Origin of the sequence: Streptomyces sp. NBC_01476 (assembly GCF_036227265.1) — a bacterium.
GTDB lineage: Bacteria > Actinomycetota > Actinomycetes > Streptomycetales > Streptomycetaceae > Actinacidiphila.
The window spans coordinates 2,829,316-2,845,998 of the sequence record NZ_CP109446.1 but is presented as its reverse complement, the minus strand read 5'-3'; the positions used below and the strand labels follow the sequence as shown (position 1 = coordinate 2,845,998).

Below are 16,683 nucleotides of genomic sequence, written 5' to 3'. Positions count from 1 at the left end.
CGGGGGTGGGGCGTTTATGTTGGGCTCCGCTGTGTGATCCCCGTCATGGAGGTCCGGATGCCCGTCCAGGAGGAGAAAGAAGCGCCCGTCACCGACCCGCCCGCGGAAGGCGCGGGCGACCGGGTGGAGGAGACACGGGCGGCGGGCAGCCCGGCCGGGCTGACGCGGGAACTGGGCGAACTGCTGGGCGCGCGGAAGGTGCTCGGCCGGGTGGCGGACCTGGTCAGATACGCCTCGGACGCGAGCCCGTACCGCTTCGTGCCGCAGGCCGTCGTGGTCCCGGAGAGCGTGCAGGACGTCGTGAAGCTGATGGGGTACGCCCGCCGCCAGCGCCGCCATCTGGTCTTCCGCGCCGCCGGCACCAGCCTGAACGGGCAGGCGCAGGGCGAGGACATCCTGGTGGACGTACGCCGGCACTTCAGCGGGATCGAGGTCGAGGCCGGCGGCGCCCTCGCCAGGATCCTGCCCGGCACCGTACTGGCCAGGGCGAACGCCACGCTGGCCCGGCACGGGCGGATGCTCGGCCCGGACCCGGCGAGCGCCGCCGCGGCCACCGTCGGCGGCGTGCTGGCCAACAACGCCTCCGGCACGGCCGCGGGCACCACCCGCGACTCCTACCGCACGGTCGCCTCGCTCACCGTCGTCCTGCCCTCCGGCACCGTCGTGGACACCGGCGACCCGGAGGCGGACACCGCACTGGCCGCCGCCGAGCCCGAGCTGTGCCAGGGGCTGCTCGACCTGCGGGACGAGATCGAGGCCGACCAGGAACTGACCGCCCGGATCCGGGCCAGGTACGCGCTCAAGAACACCAGCGGCTACCGGCTCGACGCCTTCCTCGACGGCGAGACCCCGGTGCAGATCCTGCGCGGCCTGATGATCGGCTCGCAGGGCACGCTCGGCTTCGTCACCGAGGCGGTCTACCGGACCCTGCCGGTGCGCACGGCGGCCTCCGCCGCCCTGCTCTTCTTCCCCTCGCTGGGCGCCGCCGCCGCGGCCGCACCGCTGTTCACCCAGGCCGGCGCCGAAGCGGTCGAGCTGATGGACGGTCAGGTGCTGCGGCTCACCGGTGTGCCCGAGGCGCCGGACCTGCCGGCCGACTGCGCCGCGCTGCTGGTGGAGTTCCGGGCCGCCGACGACGTCGAACTGACCGGGTACGAGCGGTCCGCCCGCCGGATCTGCGACGACCTCGGGCTGATCGGCCCGGCGCCGGCCGCCGGCGGGTTCACCCGCGACCCGGACCGGATCGCCGCGCTCTGGCGGGCCCGCAAAGGCTTCGTTGCGGCCGTCGGCGCCGCCCGCCCGCCGGGCACCACCCTGGTCACCGAGGACTTCGCGGTGCCCCCCGACCGGCTCGCCGACGCCTGCGCCGAACTGCTGGACCTGCAGACCCGGCACGGCTTCGACGCGGCGGTCGCCGGGCACGCCGCCCACGGCAACCTGCAGTTCCTGCTCGCCATCGACGCCGGCGACCCGGCGGACGTGGTGCGGTACGCCGCCTTCATGGACGACTTCTGCCGCACCATGACCGAACGTTTCGCCGCGTCCCTGAAGGCCGAGCACGGCACCGGCCGCACCATGGCGCCCTTCCTGGAGCTGGAGTGGGGCCCGCAGGCCACCACCGTGATGTGGCGGGTCAAGGCACTGCTCGACCCGGACGGCATCCTCGCCCCGCGGGTCGTCCTGGACCAGGACCCGCGCGGCCATCTGCGCGGCCTCAAGACCACCCCGGTGCTCGGCACCGCCGCCGACCCGTGCACCGAGTGCGGGTTCTGCGAACCGGTCTGCCCCAGCCGCGACCTGACCACCACCCCCCGGCAGCGGATCGCGCTGCGCCGCGAGATGCTGCGCCAGCCGCCCGGCTCCCCGGTGCTGCGCGAACTGCTGGCGGGGTACGGCTACGACGCCGTCGACACCTGCGCCGGTGACTCGCTCTGCAAGCCGGCCTGCCCGGTCGGCATCGACACCGGCGCCCTGATGAAGGACCTGCGCCGGGCCGGCCACTCCCGTACCGAGGACCGCGTCGCCGCCTCGCTCGCCACCCACGGCCGGACCGCCGAGCGTGCCGCACGGGCCGCCGTGGCCGCCGCGGCAGCGGTACGCGGCCGGCTCGGCGACCGGCCGCTGACCGCGGTGGCCGGGCTGGCACGCAGGGCGGTACGGCCCGGGCTGGTCCCGGACTGGCTGCCGGAGATCCCGGCCGCGGCCCCGAGGCTGCCGCGCACCGAGCAGCAGGGCGCGACCGCCGTCTACTACCCGGCGTGCGTCAACCGCATCTTCGGCCCGCCCCACGGGGGCGGCTGGCTGCCGCAGGCACTGGTGACGCTGGCGGCCAGGGCCGGGATGCCGGTGTGGATCCCGCCGGACGTGGCCGGCACCTGCTGCGCCGCGATCTTGCACGCCAAGGGCCACGACGCCGGGAACGCGGTGATGGCCAACCGGATCGTGGAGCACGCCTGGGCCTGGACCGGCGGCGGCCGGCTGCCACTGGTGGTGGACGCCGGGTCCTGCACGCTGGGCCTGGCCAGGGACGTGGTGCCGTACCTCAGCGAGACCAACAGGGAGCTGCACGGCGATCTGACCGTCGTCGACTCGGTGGCGTGGGCGGCCGGGCACCTGCTGCCCGGGCTCACCGTCTCCGGGCCGGTGGGCTCGGCCGTCCTCCACCCGACGTGCTCGACGCGGCATCTCGGCGAGGAGGCCGCCGCGGCGCTGGAGGTGGTGGCCAGGGCCTGCGCCCGGGAGGTCGTGGTGCCGGACGACGCGGGGTGCTGCGGTTTCGCCGGGGACCGCGGGATGCTGCACGAGGAGCTGACCGCCGCCGCCACCCGCCGGGAGGCCGAGGAGGTCGCGGCCCGCGGCTACGACGCCTACCTGTCGGCGAACCGGATGTGCGAGCTGGGGATGGAGCACGCCACCGGGGAGCGGTACGAGTCGGTGCTGGTCGCGCTGGAGCGGGCCACCCGCTGAGAAACGCCGGCGCGGGCCACCCGCTGAGCCGCCGGGGCGGGTCCTGCGCATCGCGCCCGCCCCGCGGCGCCTAGGGCCGCGCGAACGGCGGGTCCTGCGGGTGGACCGGCAGAGGGCGCGGCACCGGGGAAAGCAGCAGCAGCACCACGTCGTCGGAGAGCGACCCGCCCGCGTGCCGCAGCAGGTCGGCGTAGAGCCGCTCCACGGCCGCCTCAAGATCGGGCCCGGAGCCGGCCACCAGCGCCCCGGCCCGCTCGCCCAGCGGGTAGAAGGAGCGGTCCACCGGACTGCGGGCCTCGATCACGCCGTCCGTACAGAGCACCAGCACGTCGCCGGGCAGCAGCGGCACCCGCCAGGGGGCGGGCCCGCCGGTGACCAGGTCGGCCAGGCCCAGCGGCACCCACGGCTCGGCCGGGTCGAGCGTCTCCACGGTGCCGTCCCTGGACACCCGCAGCGGCGCCACATGTCCGTAGTGCAGCAGCTCGACGGTGTCCGGCTTCTCGAACTGGGCGAAGAGCGCGGTGATGAAGTCGCCGGTGGTCACATGCCGCCGCACGCTGGTGTCGACCCGCTCGGCCACCCGCTCCAGACCGCCCTCGTCGTACGCGGCCTCCCGGAAGGAGCCGAGCACCACCGCGGCGGTCTGCACCGCCGACAGTCCCTTGCCGCGGACGTCCCCGATCAGCACCCGTACGCCGTGCGGGGTCTCCAGTACGGCGTAGAGGTCGCCGCCGATCTGGGCGGCGTCGGCGGCCGAGACATAGCGGACCGCGAGCCGCACCCCGCCCACCCGGTGCTCGGGCGGGCGCATCAGCGCGTGCTGGGCGGCCTCGGCGACGGAGGCGATGGCGGTGAAGGCGCGGGCGCCGGTCTCCCGGCGCCAGGAGATGTAGACGCTGAAGAGGCTGACCAGGGCGTAGGAGACGAGCTGGCCGAAGAGCACGTCGTGGTCGGGGATGTGGGTGATGCCGTCGTAGGGCGCCAGCGCGGCCTGGACGGCGGCGCCCAGGAGGCAGATGAAGACGGTGCCGCGCCAGCGGACGGTGATCGCGGCCAGCGGCGGAGCGACGATGATGCCCGGGGTGAGGAAGTGGTCCCGTCCGGCGATCAGGTCGGAGAGGACCACGACGCCGATCGCGGCCAGCGGCAGGGACAAACCGACCCGTGACATGTAGTCGGACTCGAACCGCTGCAGGGCTCCGATGAACTTCGACCAGACATTCTTCACATGGGGAACCTATCCGGCAGTCCGATGGCATCAGGACCAGCGTTCCCACCTTCGCCGTGGAACGCAACCGCAAAATGCCCCGCCCCGCGCGCGCTCCGGCGCTTTCCGGTCGCATGTGTTGCGCCGGGTGAAGGTTGTGCGACAGACGGGGCGATCGGGGTGGCTGAGGTGCCCGGGGCTTCCTAGGGTCGCCGTGTACCTGCCAGCGATCGAGCCGATCCCCTCGGTTCGAGCCCGCCGGCTCGATTCGTCCCGTTCTGGAGGACCTCTGTGCGCACGAGCGTGATCGCACCCGTCGCCGCCGCCCTCGGCCTGCTGCTGGCGATCCCGGCAGCCGCCGCCGACACCGGCCCGGGCGCGCCCGGCATCGGCGACCCGTACTACCCGACCTACGGCAACGGCGGCTACGACGTCTCCCACTACGCCCTGGACCTCGGCTACCAGCCCGCCACCGACACCCTCACCGGTACCGCGACCATCAGCGCCGCCGCCACCCAGAGCCTGACCAGCTTCGACCTGGACTTCGCCCTCACCGTCAGCAAGGTCACCGTCGACGGCCGCCCGGCCCGCTTCGCCACCAGCGGGGAGCAGGAACTCGTCGTCACCCCGGCCCGCACGATCCCCCGCGGCCGGCACTACACGGTCGCCGTCACCTACTCCGGGGTGCCCTCCAGCGTCCAGCGGTACGGCTTCACCTCCTGGCAGCGCACCCCCGACGGGGGAGTGGCGGCCAACGAGCCCGAGTCGGCCTGGTGGTGGTTCCCCAGCAACGACCACCCGCTGGACAAGGCGACCTACGACGTGAACATCCGCGTGCCCAGCGGCGAGCAGGCGATCAGCAACGGCCTGCTGCTCTCCCAGCGCACCGGCGGCGGCTGGACCAGCTACCACTGGCGGCAGGACGCCCCGCAGGCCACCTACCTCGCCACGCTCGCGGTCGGCCACTTCGACATCACCCAGGGCCGCACCAGGTCCGGCGTCCCGGTGATCAACGCCTACAGCAAGGACCTCACCGACCCGATCGCCGCCAACGCCCGGGCGAGCGTCGAGCGCACCGGCGAGATCATCGACTTCCTCAGCGGCTACTTCGGCCCCTACCCCTTCGACGCGGCCGGCGGCTACGTACCGAACGTCCCCTCGCACTTCTCCCTCGAAGCGCAGACCCGGGTCTTCTACAGCCCCGCCACCTTCGCCCAGGTGAACACCTCCGTCGTCGCCCATGAGCTGGCCCACCAGTGGTGGGGCGACAGCGTCTCGCTGGAGCGCTGGTCGGACATCTGGCTCAATGAGGGCTTCGCCAGCTACGCCCAGTGGCTGTGGGCCGAGCACGAGCACACCGGCACCCCGCAGCAGCTCGCCCAGCAGGTCTACGACGCCCACCCGGCCGACGACCCGTTCTGGACGGTCGAGCCGGGCGACCCGGGGCCGCAGAACCAGTTCGACGACGCCGTCTACGACCGCGGCGCCCTGGCGATCCAGGCGCTCCGCAACACCATCGGCGACCGCGCGTTCTTCCAGCTGCTCAAGGCGTGGCCGGCCGCCCACCGGCACGGCAACGGGACGGTCGCGGAGTTCCAGCGGCTCGCCGAGCGGCTCTCCGGCAAGAAGCTGGGCGGCTTCTTCACGGTCTGGCTCTACACCGCCGCCAAGCCGGCCGCTTTCTGACATAGGGCACCATGGACCGCGGCGGCCCCGGACCCGGGGCGCCGCGGTCGGGTGGCTGGGGAGCGGGCGGACGTGAACGAGCGGGTGCGCCCGGCGGGGCGCCCGGAGGAGGCAGCGGGACGGCTGCGGGCGGACTGCGGGAACTGCTTCGGGCTCTGCTGCGTGGCCCTCACCTTCACCAGGTCCGCGGACTTCGCCGCGGACAAGAAGGCCGGCGACCCCTGCGGCCATCTCGACGACGGACACCGCTGCTCGATCCATGCCGGGCTGCGGGCCGGCGGTTACGCCGGCTGCACGGTGTACGACTGCTTCGGCGCCGGCCAGCAGCTCTCCCAGGTCACCTTCGGCGGGCAGGACTGGCGCGGCGCCCCGGAGACCGGCCGGCGGATGTTCGCCGCGCTGCCGCTCCTGCGCCAGCTGCACGAACTCCTGTGGTATCTCGCCGAGGCCCGTACCCACGATGTCGCCCGGGAGGAGATCGACCGGGCATGGGACCGGGTCGACGGCCTCACCCGGCTCGGCCCCGAGGCGCTGCTCGCGGTCGACCCGGCGGCCGAACGCGCCCCCGTCGGCGCCCTCCTGCAGCAGGTCAGCGAGGCGGTACGGGCCGCGGGGGCGCCGGGCCGCCGCCGGGACCACCGGGGCGCCGATCTGATCGGCGCGCGCCTGCGCAAGGCCGCGCTGCGGGGTGCCGGGCTGCGCGGCGCCCTGCTGATCGGGGCCGATCTGTGCGGCGCCGACCTGCGGCTCGCCGATCTGCTGGGCGCCGATCTGCGGGATGCGGATCTGCGCGGCGCGGACCTCACCGGCGCGCTCTTCCTCACCCAGTCCCAGCTCAACGCGGCCCGCGGGGACGCCCTCACCCGTATCCCGGCGGCCCTCGCCCGGCCGCCGCACTGGGCCCGCTGAGGCGGCGGGTCCTGCGGGGACCGCCGATTTTTCTCCGCCGACCGTCATCAGGTACGATCTTCCACGTCAGCAGGCGCCGCTAGCTCAGTTGGTTAGAGCAGCTGACTCTTAATCAGCGGGTCCGGGGTTCGAGTCCCTGGCGGCGCACCTGAGATGCCGAAGGCCCTCCGTTCACGCGGGGGGCCTTCGGCGTCGTGCCCCGGAGCTTCGTCACAGGGCCATCGAGAGCAGCATCGGCGCCGCCCGCTCGTGCAGGGCGTCCACCGCGGGCCGCAGCCGGTGCGCGCCGGCGGCGGGCATGGAGAGCGCCAGGCAGGCCACCGTCTTGCCGATGGTGACCGGGATGGCCGCGCACACCGTGCCGACCGCGTACTCCTGCAGGTCGAGGGAGGGGACCGTGGCCGGGTGCCGTTCGAGCTTGGTGAGCAGGATGTTCTCGTCGGTCTCGGTGCGCGAGGTGAGCCGGATCGGCCGGTGCCGGGCGAAGTGCTCGACCCGGCCGTAGTGGTCGAGCTGGGCGAGCAGGCACTTGCCCGACGCGGTGGCGTGCGCGGCCGACCGGAAGTCGATCCACTCGTTGACCCGGGGCGTGGTCGGTCCGTCGGCGATGTCCACGACGGAGACCTCGCCCTCCTCGTAGCGGCAGAAGTAGACCGCGGCGCCGACCTCGTCGCGCAGTTCCGCCAGCGTCGCCTGGAGCCGCTCGGCCAGCGCGGTCTCCCGGTCGGCCGGGGTGAGCGAGGGCATCGCGTCGCCGATGACATAGCCGCCGCCGGGCAGGAACTCCAGATACCGCTCCCGGCGCAGCATGATCAGCAGCCGGGTGAGGTAACCGTGCGGTACACCGAGCTCGCGCGCCAGCTGTTCCGCGGTCACACCGTGCCGGTGCGCGTCCACGGACTCCAGTACGCGCAGGGCGTACTGGACCTCGTACACCGGACCGGTCTGTCGGTGCTCTGTCGCCACGGCGTCCCCCCTGAAGGTGTGACCGCTTGCGTACTCTCACGATAGCCCCAATGGCCTTTTCCGTAGCGGCTGTTGGTGAGGTGTACGGCCGGCCCCGGACGGATACGCAGGAACGGAACACCACGGCATATGCCAAGGTCATTGGCCTTCGAAGAAGTGTCCCCATTGCCCCGGGACCGCCCGTGCGGTCCGTCCCGGCGGGCCGGAGGACGGCGGGGAACAAGCGGACGCCGGGTCCGGTTGTTCTTCCAGCGGGTCCTGTGCCCGTGGCACCAGGGTCCGCGAGAAGGTCGCGGGCGGCGAGACGAGCAAGGAGGCTCCCGCAGTGGGTGAGCAACGGCAAGGCAGCGACGGCTACGGCATCAGGGGTACGGCCCGCGGCTCCGCGCCCGTACCGCTGTCGGTACTGGATCTGGCCACCGTCGGCAAGGGCCTCACCGCCTCCGACGCGCTGCGCACCAGCGTGGAGATCGCCAAGGCCGCCGAGACCCGTGGCTACCACCGGATGTGGGTGGCCGAGCACCACTCGATGCCCGGGGTCGCCAGCTCCTCGCCCGCGGTGATCCTCGCCCACCTGGCCGCGCACACCAGCAGCCTGCGGCTCGGCTCGGGCGGCGTGATGCTGCCCAACCACGCGCCGCTGGTGATCGCCGAGCAGTTCGGCACGCTGGAGGCGCTGGCGCCGGGCCGGATCGACCTGGGCCTGGGCCGGGCGCCCGGCACCGACGGGGCGACCGCGGCGGCGCTGCGCCGCGCCGACCGGCTGCACGAGGGCGCCGACGACTTCCCGCAGCAGCTCGCCGAGCTGACCCGCTTCCTGGACGACGAGTTCCCGGCCGGCCATGCCTACGGCCGGATCCACGCCATCCCCGGCCCGGTGCAGGGCAGCGCCGAGGGCGGCGTGCAGTCCGCGTCGAGGCCGAGCATCTGGCTGCTGGGCTCGTCGGGCTTCAGCGCCCAGCTGGCCGGTCTGCTGGGGCTGCCGTTCTCCTTCGCGCACCACTTCTCGGCCGCCAACACGGTGCCCGCGCTGGCGCTCTACCGCGAGTCCTTCCGCCCCTCCGAGGTGCTGGACCGCCCGTACGCCTCGATCGGAGTGGCCGCGCTGGCCGCCGAGGACCCGGAGGAGGCCCGCCGTCAGGTGCTCACCGGTGCGCTGAGCATGCTGCGGCTGCGGACCGGCCGGCCCGGCCTCGTCCCCACCCCCGAGGAGGCCGCGGCTTACCGGTTCAGCGCCGCCGAGCGGGACTTCGTCGACTCCTGGCTGGTCAACATCGTCCACGGCACCCCCGAGACGGTCCGCGGCGGCCTCGACGAACTGGTGGAGCGGACCGGCGCGGACGAACTGGTGATCACCGCCAACGCGCACACCCCGTCCGTGCGGCTGCACTCCTACGAGCTGATCGCGGACGCGTACGGCTTCCCGAAGGACATCACGCAGGAGGTCTGACCGCCCGCCGGCGCGGCCGTGGCCGCCCTTCCGGGCCGCCGCGGCAGGTTAAGGCCCGATTTCCGGGATCCGGTGGTCCAATGCCGGACGGACCGTTGGCCTCTGCCTTAACCCAGCGTTAAAGCCGCTCGTCACCCGGTTGACGAGCGGCTTTGCTCATGTCGTGAAAGATCCGCGGGCGGCCACATCGCCCCAAATTGGTCTAGTCCAAGTCTGGTTCAGACCATTGACGTGCACTTGACGAGGGCTTATCAATTCAGCAGCCCCCTGTTGTTCCTCCCTCTCCCCCCGGAGGTACTTGTGCAGTCCCGGAAGAGAGCGCTCGTGGCCGCCGTCACCAGCGCCGCCCTCGCGGTCGGAGCGCTCACCGCGCTCGCCGCCGGTGTGGGCACCGCCCAGGCCGACCCCGCGCCGGCCGCCGCCAAGCCCGCGGCCGCCGCCGCGAGCAGTGGCGGCGTGAAGATCGCGTACTACGACCAGTGGAGCGTGTACGGCAACGCGTACTACCCGAAGCAGCTGGACACCTCGGGCGTCGCGGGCAAGCTGGACATCCTCAACTACTCGTTCGAGAACATCGATCCCACCAACCTGACCTGCTTCGAGGCCACCAAGGCGTCCGACGCCACCAACGAGAGCAACCCCAACGCCGGTGACGGCGCGGGGGACGCCTTCGCCGACTACCAGAAGTCGTTCGGCGCGGCGGACAGCGTGGACGGTGTGGGCGATGTCTGGAACCAGCCGATCGTCGGCAACTTCAACCAGCTGAAGAAGCTGAAGGCCAAGCACCCGCAGCTGAAGATCGTCGCCTCGATCGGCGGCTGGACCTTCTCGAAGTACTTCTCGGACGCGGCCAAGACCGACGCCAGCCGGAAGAAGCTCGTCAGCTCCTGCATCGACATGTTCATCAAGGGCAATCTGCCGGTCCAGGGCGGTTACGGCGGCGCGGGCTCGGCGGCCGGCATCTTCGACGGCTTCGACATCGACTGGGAGTACCCGGGCTCGCCCGACGGCCACGTGGGCAACCACTACAGCGCCGACGACAAGGCCAACTACACCGCGCTGCTGGCCGAGTTCCGCACCGAGCTGGACGCCTACGGCGCGGCCAACGGCGGCAAGCACATGCTGCTCACCGCGGCCCTGCCGGCCGGCCAGGACAAGATCGCGCACATCGAGACGAACAAGATCGGCGCGTACCTCGACTACGCGAACATCATGACGTACGACATGCACGGCTCCTGGGACACCACCACCAACCTCCAGGACCCGCTGTACCAGTCGCCGAACGACCCGTCGACGCCGATCTCCCCCGGCACCGAGAAGTACAGCACCGACGCGGCGATCAAGGCGTGGACCACCGGTGACCCGGCCTACGGGATCGCCGGCGGCTTCCCGGCCAACAAGGTCACCATGGGCTATCCGCTGTACTACCGGGGCTGGAGCGGGGTGCCGGCCGGCAGCAACCACGGCCTGTACTCCTCGGCCACCGGTCCGTCCTCGGCCCGCAGCCTCAGCGCCACCGCGGGCACCGCGTACTACAAGGAACTGACCGGGATCGTCGACAACCCGGCGGACACCTTCTACGACGCGGCCAGCCAGGCCAACTACTTCTACAACGGCAGTGAGTTCTTCACCGGCCTCGGCGCCCAGTCGATCCAGGCCAAGGCGGATTACGCGCACTGCAAGGGGCTGGCCGGCTCGATGATGTACTCGCTGCTCGACCTGGACGCGGGGACGACGCTCTTCAACAAGATCGTCACCGCGACCAACGGGTCGGCGTCCAGCTGCTCCGGTGGCGGTACGACGCCGCCCACCACGCCTCCCACGACGCCGCCGACCACCCCGCCGACGACGCCCCCCACCACGCCTCCCACGACACCGCCCACCACGCCCCCCACGACGCCTCCTGCCTCGTGCGGCGGTGTGCCCGCCTGGTCCGCCTCCGCGATCTACGTCAACGGCGACCAGGTCTCGTACGGCGGCCACAAGTGGAACGCGAAGTGGTGGACCACGAACGAAGTGCCGGGCACGACCGGGGAATGGGGAGTCTGGCAGGACCTGGGAGCCTGCTGACGCGCTGACCGTCCCCGCCTGAACCAGGGCCCGCGTCCTCACTCCCCCCGAGGATGCGGGCCCTACCCGTTGTCCGGCGGCCGGCCCGCCGATCCGGCAGGCCGGCCGCCCTAGCGGAGCAGGCCGGAGATGACCTCGGGGGTCACCGGGCGGGAGTAGTGCCAGCCCTGGCCGGTGTCGCAGCCGATCCGCCGCAGCCGCTCGGCCTGCTCCGCGTTCTCCACGCACTCCGCGGTGACGGTCAGGCCGAGCCGGTGGGCGAGGTCCACCAGGGCCTCCACGATGGTCTCGTCGGCGGGGTTGGGGTGTTCGGCCGAGCGGAAGCCCTGCACGAAGGAGCCGTCGAGCTTGAGCGCGGAGACCGGCAGCCGGCTCATGTAGGCGAGGTTGGAGTAGCCGGTGCCGAAGTCGTCGATGGCGATCCGTACGCCCATCTCGTGCAGCGCGTGCAGTGCCTGCAGCGGCCGGCCGGCCGAGCCCATCACCGCGGACTCGGTCAGCTCCAACTGCAGCAGCCGGGCGGGCAGTCCGGTCTCGCGCAGGATCGTCTCGACATCGGCGACCAGGTCGGAGTCCCACATCTGGCGCACCGCGACATTCACGCTGACCACCAGCGCGGTCTCCGGGTTGGCCTGCTGCCAGGTGCGGGCCTGGCGGCACGACTCGGCGAGCACCCAGCGGCCCAACTGGACGATGGAGCCGTCCTCTTCGGCCAGGCCGATGAAGCGGTTGGGTGCCAGCCGCCCGAAGTGCGGGTGCTCCCAGCGCACCAGGGCCTCCACGCCCCGCAGTTCACCGGTGGCCAGGGCCACCAGCGGCTGGTAGTCCAGTACGAACTCGCCGCGCTCCACGGCCTGCCGGAGGGTGCGGGAGAGCGCCTGGCGGGTCATCCGGTGCTCGTTGCGCTCCGGGTCGAAGAGCGTCCAGCGGGCCTTGCCGTCGGCCTTCGCCCAGTACAGCGTGGTGTCGGCGGCCTGCATCAGGCCGGTCGCCGAGGTGCCGGACGCCTCCCGCTCGACCACGCCGATGCTCGCCGAGACCGCGAGCCGGTGCCCGGCGATGTCGAACGGCTGCTGGAGCGCGGCCAGCACCGACTCGGCGAGCGTGGTGGCCTGGCCGGTGCCGGTGGAGTCCCGCAGCAGCAGGGCGAATTCGTCGCCGCCGAGCCGCGCGACCAGGTGTCCGCCGGGTTCCGCGCAGGCCAGCAGCCGGGCGGCCACCGCGGCCAGCAGTTCGTCGCCGATCCGGTGGCCGAGGGTGTCGTTGACCGCCTTGAAGCCGTCCAGGTCCAGGTAGCACAGGCCGATCCGGCCGGTGGCCCGGGACCGGGTGTGCTCCCGTGCGCCGGGCGCCCGCTCGCAGGCTTCGGTGAGGCGCTCGAAGAACAGCGCCCGGTTGGGCAGCCGGGTCACCGGGTCGTGCATCCGCAGATGCCGCAACTGCTCCCGCAGACCGTCCCGTTCGCCGACGTCCTCGACGGTGAGGAGCAGCGGCCTGGTGCCGGTGCGGGCCAGCGTGATCTCGGCGCGGACCGTGCTGCCGTCCGGGCGGCCGATCCGGCGGGTGCAGCGCAGCTTCTCCCGGCGGCCGGTGAGCACCTCGTGGAAGGCGGCGCCGGCGTGCGGGTCACCCGTCAGGCCGAGGAGTTCGCCGGCGCCCGCGGATGTCATACGTTCGGGTGAACTGCCCAACAGGCTGCCCAGCGCGGGGTTCGCGGCCAGCACGGTGCCGTCCGGATCGACCAGGGCCATCGCGGACTGGGCGATGGTGAAGGCGGCCCGGAAGTCCCGGAGCTCGCTCTCCCGCCGCCCTGCCTCCCGCCGTGCCGTCTTCCGGTGCCCGGTGTCCGCCGAGGTCCCGGCCGCCACCTGCGCCACGTCCAAGGCCACGCCGGCCGGCGGTTCGCCGCCCCGCGAAGGTGAGGGCGAAGCGTGACTCTGCGTGATGACGTGTGCCGTGCCCTCGGGGCTTTCGGGCTCGACGCCGGGGCCGCCCGCGGGTCCGCCCATGGCCTGCTCCCTGTTTGCGCTCGTCTGGGAGACGATCATATGGGCTGGCGGAGTTGGTGTTCCAGCGCCTTCGTGGTGATTCTTGGCACGGGTGACGGTCAGTTGACCGTTGGCGCGCGTTTGGATCGATCAGGTGAACGCCATCCGCACATCATTACGGTGCGTAGTTGATCACGGTGGATGAGTGCTTGGGCCCCCGGCCGTCCCGGGCGGTCCCGGCCGCCACCCGCACGGACCAGCCGAACACCGCAAACCCGCGCAATGCATAGCAAGGTGAGGGAGGCGTCCGGAAGGGCGCGCTCATCCTCCGGAGGTCAAGGTGCGGTGGTCAGGCAGTCCGTCCGGCTTCGCGCCCGGCGACCCGTCGGATTCCGCTCCGGGCCACGCCGCCGCGGGCCATGAGGCGGGCCACGCCGCTCCGGGCCACGCCGCCGCAGGCCATGCCGCCGGCCACGCAACCGGCCGCCGCAGCCGGAGGGTGCTGCGTTCGGCCGCCGCCGCCGTCGCGGGCTTCGCCGGTCTGGTCGCGTGGACGCTGATGACCGGGCCGGCCGCCAAGGCCGCCGAAGGGGCCGCCTGCCTGCTGCCGCGCACCGCGGTGCACCACTCCGAGGGCGTGGACAGCTGGGAGGGCGGCTACGCCAGGCCCAGCGGCGACGTCAAAGCACTGATGATCTTCCTCTCCTTCCCCGACAGCCCGCCCGACTTGAGCCCCGCGCAGGTCGCCGCCGACCACTTCCCGTCGACCAGCGACTTCTTCGACGAGGCGTCCTACGGGAAGTTCCGGCTGCACGTCCACCCGGAGACCCGCTGGCTGATGATGCCGCGGCCGTCCACCGACTACCTGATCAGCCGGGACTGGGGCGCCGTCGAGCGGACCGAGTACCTGCGCGACGCCATCGCCACCGCCGACCCGGTGGTCGACTTCAACGGCTACGACGTGGTGTATCTCGTTGCCGACCCGGACGCCCCCGGTGTGGACTCCGACGCCACCAAGGTGGTCAACCTCGCCTCGCCGGTCACCGTGGACGGCTATCCGCTGCGCCGGCTGGTCACCGTCTTCGAGCACCATCCGCCGGACCGCAACGTGCTGGCGCACGAGACCGGTCATGTCTTCGACCTGCCCGACCTGTACTACCGGCCGCCGGCCGGCAGCGACGCCGACTGGGACACCCATGTCGGCGACTGGGATCTGATGGGTAGTCAGTTCGGCCTGGCGCCCGAGCCGTTCGCCTGGCACAAGTGGAAGCTCGGCTGGATCGGCCAGGACCAGGTCGGCTGCATCTCGCGGACCGGCATCACGTACCACGACCTCAGTCCCGACGAGACCAGCGGCGGTACGAAGCTGCTGGTGGTGCGGACCGGTGCGGACACCGCGCTGGCGATCGAGGCGCGGACCAGGACCGGCAACGACCGGAACGCCTGCCGGGAAGGCGTGCTGCTCTACGAGGTCCGCTCCGACCGGGAGTCCGGCGACGGCCCGATCGACGTGCTCGACGGCCACCCCGGCACCTCCGCGTGCGCCGCCACCTCCGTCTACCCGCCGCTGGCCGACGCGCCGCTGGGCGTGGGGGAGTCGTACGCGCTGCCCGACGGCTCGACGCAGGTCACCGTCATCAACCACGCGACCGACGGCACCTGGACCGTGCGGGTCACCCAGAGCGCTCCGCACAGCGGCTCCGGCCGCGGGGCTTAGCGCCGTGCCGTGGGTCGCCCGGCACGGGCTGCGGATCCTGGCGATGTGCGCGGTGGGGCTGCTGGCGGTGGGTTCGACCGTGTCCAACGGGCCGCACGGGCCGGCCGTGCACGCCTCCCCGCCGCCCGCCGGCCGCCCGTGCGCGCTGCGGGCCACCCCCGGCGTGGCGATGTCCGAGGGCTTCCCCGACCACGTGCAGCACGGCCCCAACGGGGAGTTCGCCCCCTCCACCGGGGTGGTGCGCGCCCTGACCTTGATGATCGACTTCCCCGACGCGAAAGCCCCCTACAGCGCCAAGGCCCGGTACGGCGAGTTCTTCCCCGCGGTCAGGCAGTGGTACGCCCGCGCCTCCTACGGGAAGCTCGACTACCGCTCCACCCCGGTGCTGCGCTGGATACGGATGCCGCGGCCGTTCAGCGCGTACGGGATCGGCCGCGGTTACGGCTGGGACGCCCACACCGCGATGATGCGTGACCTGCTGAAGGCCGCCGACCGGGACATCGACTTCAGCGGCTACGACATCGTCAACGTCCTGGTCACGCCGAACGCCGGGCCGCCCGCCGACGAGGCGGTGCTCTCGGTGACCTGGACCGGTGCCTCGGCCGCCACCACCGACGACGGCGCCCACCTGGACAAGGTCTCGCTCATCTACGGCCACGACCAGTCGGGTTCCCGGGTGCTGAGCCACGAGAACGGGCACGCCTTCGGCCTGCCGGACCTCTACTCGGCCGACGACTTCGCCCGTACCGACGTGCTGGCCGGGCAGTGGGACACCATGTCGCTCGACTGGGGTCTGCAAGGGGACATGTTCGCCTGGCACAAGTGGCGGCTCGGCTGGCTCGACGACAGCCAGATCGCCTGCGACACCGGCCGCGGCCAGGACACGTACACGCTCCGCCCGCTCGAAGTCGGCGGCGGCCGCAAGGCGGTGATCATCCCCTACGGGCCCACCCGCGCCTATGTGCTGGAGGTACGGGCGGCGGCCGGCAACGACGTGGACGCCTGCCGGGAGGGCGTGCTCGCCTACCGGGTGCGCACCGATGTGGACTCCGGGCAGGGGCCGGTGACCGTCACCGACGCCCATCCGCTCACCTCCGCCTGCGACTTCAGCAGCGGGGCGTTCAACTCCCTGAACGACGCGCCCTTCGGGGTCGGCGAGGGCACGAAGGACGCACCCTCCGGGGTGTCCTTCAAGGTGCTGTCGCACAGTGCGGCGGGTGCGTGGGTGGTCCGCGTCACCCGCCGCTGAAGTGCCGTGGCTCAGCTGAGCAGTTCGGCCTCAAGGGTGATGTCGACACCGGCGAGTGCCTTGCTGACCGGGCAGTTGGCCTTGGCGTCCTGCGCGGCGGCCTCGAACGCCTCGGCGGTGATGCCGGGGACGCTCGCCTTGACCTGGAGGGTGATGCCGGTGATGCCCTCGCCCGGCTGGAAGGTCACGTTCGCGACCGTCTGGACGCTCTCCGGCGGGGTCCCGGCGCCTGCCAGGCCGTGGGAGAGCGCCATCGAGTAGCAGGAGGAGTGCGCCGCGGCGATCAGTTCCTCGGGGCTGGTCTTGCCGTTCGCGGCCTCGGCGCGCGAGGGCCAGGAGACCTCGTAGGTGCCGACACCGGAGGTGTCCAGCGAGACGGTACCGGCGCCGCCGATCAGCGGACCCTTCCACTGAGTCGTCGCGGTGCGGGTGGTTGCCATGATGAGCCTCCAAGAGGGACGTACCGGGCCTGCG

11 protein-coding genes and 1 tRNA gene are annotated in these 16,683 nt (G+C 72.6%); 8 read left to right on the top strand and 4 right to left on the bottom strand.

The features are described 5' to 3' along the window. Nucleotides 1-57 precede the first annotated feature (57 nt). Entirely contained in the window at nucleotides 58-2,967 is a 2,910-nt protein-coding gene (locus tag OG552_RS12705; RefSeq protein ID WP_329132317.1) for an FAD-binding and (Fe-S)-binding domain-containing protein, read from the top strand. 70 nt (nucleotides 2,968-3,037) lie between these two features. Here the strand turns inward: OG552_RS12705 and OG552_RS12700 are convergent, their stop codons facing one another. Then, nucleotides 3,038-4,195, bottom strand: a complete 1,158-nt coding sequence (locus tag OG552_RS12700) for a PP2C family protein-serine/threonine phosphatase (RefSeq protein ID WP_329132315.1) — start codon at nucleotides 4,193-4,195, stop codon at nucleotides 3,038-3,040. Between the two features lie 270 nt (nucleotides 4,196-4,465). Between OG552_RS12700 and OG552_RS12695 the strand changes: the two genes are divergently transcribed. The 3 genes from OG552_RS12695 to OG552_RS12685 all read left to right on the top strand — a co-directional run bounded on the left by OG552_RS12695 (nucleotide 4,466) and on the right by OG552_RS12685 (nucleotide 6,916). After that, nucleotides 4,466-5,860 (top strand): M1 family metallopeptidase, encoded by a 1,395-nt coding sequence (locus OG552_RS12695; RefSeq protein WP_329132313.1) that lies wholly within the window; start codon nucleotides 4,466-4,468, stop codon nucleotides 5,858-5,860. A gap of 72 nt (nucleotides 5,861-5,932) precedes the next feature. After that, entirely contained in the window at nucleotides 5,933-6,769 is an 837-nt protein-coding gene (locus OG552_RS12690; RefSeq protein ID WP_329132311.1) for a pentapeptide repeat-containing protein, read from the top strand. Nucleotides 6,770-6,842: 73 nt separating this feature from the next. Beyond that, nucleotides 6,843-6,916, top strand: a tRNA-Lys gene (locus tag OG552_RS12685). A gap of 63 nt (nucleotides 6,917-6,979) precedes the next feature. Here the strand turns inward: OG552_RS12685 and OG552_RS12680 are convergent. Next, the gene (locus OG552_RS12680) at nucleotides 6,980-7,735 is read right to left on the bottom strand and encodes an IclR family transcriptional regulator (protein WP_329132309.1); all 756 of its coding nucleotides are present in this window, start codon (nucleotides 7,733-7,735) and stop codon (nucleotides 6,980-6,982) included. A 325-nt stretch (nucleotides 7,736-8,060) separates the two neighbouring features. Here OG552_RS12680 and OG552_RS12675 point away from each other — a divergent pair, with 325 nt between their 5' ends. Further along, nucleotides 8,061-9,185: an LLM class flavin-dependent oxidoreductase gene (locus OG552_RS12675; RefSeq protein WP_329132307.1), complete on the top strand. Its 1,125-nt coding sequence runs from the start codon at nucleotides 8,061-8,063 to the stop codon at nucleotides 9,183-9,185. A 324-nt stretch (nucleotides 9,186-9,509) separates the two neighbouring features. After that, complete coding sequence (locus tag OG552_RS12670) at nucleotides 9,510-11,255, top strand: glycosyl hydrolase family 18 protein (RefSeq protein ID WP_329132305.1); 1,746 nt, start codon at nucleotides 9,510-9,512, stop codon at nucleotides 11,253-11,255. A gap of 110 nt (nucleotides 11,256-11,365) precedes the next feature. Here OG552_RS12670 and OG552_RS12665 read toward each other — a convergent pair whose 3' ends face one another. After that, entirely contained in the window at nucleotides 11,366-13,264 is a 1,899-nt protein-coding gene (locus OG552_RS12665; RefSeq protein ID WP_443070920.1) for a putative bifunctional diguanylate cyclase/phosphodiesterase, read from the bottom strand. Nucleotides 13,265-13,745: 481 nt separating this feature from the next. On the opposite strand from OG552_RS12665, the gene OG552_RS12660 reads away from it, so the two are divergent. Together OG552_RS12660 and OG552_RS12655 are read left to right on the top strand one after the other, a co-directional pair. Further along, the gene (locus OG552_RS12660) at nucleotides 13,746-14,960 is read left to right on the top strand and encodes a M6 family metalloprotease domain-containing protein (RefSeq protein ID WP_443071160.1); all 1,215 of its coding nucleotides are present in this window, start codon (nucleotides 13,746-13,748) and stop codon (nucleotides 14,958-14,960) included. A gap of 4 nt (nucleotides 14,961-14,964) precedes the next feature. Next, a complete protein-coding gene (locus tag OG552_RS12655) occupies nucleotides 14,965-16,209 on the top strand; it encodes a M6 family metalloprotease domain-containing protein (RefSeq protein WP_329132303.1) in 1,245 nt (414 codons plus the stop codon). Between the two features lie 11 nt (nucleotides 16,210-16,220). Here OG552_RS12655 and OG552_RS12650 read toward each other — a convergent pair whose 3' ends face one another. Continuing rightward, the gene (locus OG552_RS12650; RefSeq protein ID WP_329132301.1) at nucleotides 16,221-16,649 is read right to left on the bottom strand and encodes an OsmC family peroxiredoxin; all 429 of its coding nucleotides are present in this window, start codon (nucleotides 16,647-16,649) and stop codon (nucleotides 16,221-16,223) included. Between the last annotated feature and the right edge of the window lie 34 nt (nucleotides 16,650-16,683).

Excerpts from the sequence above, each read along its gene's own strand:
- OG552_RS12650 (WP_329132301.1), bottom strand. The coding sequence starts at position 16,649 with ATGGCAACCACCCGCACCGCGACGACTCAGTGGAAGGGTCCGCTGATC.
- OG552_RS12665 (WP_443070920.1), bottom strand. The coding sequence starts at position 13,264 with ATGGGCGGACCCGCGGGCGGCCCCGGCGTCGAGCCCGAAAGCCCCGAG.
- OG552_RS12705 (WP_329132317.1), top strand. The coding sequence starts at position 58 with ATGCCCGTCCAGGAGGAGAAAGAAGCGCCCGTCACCGACCCGCCCGCG.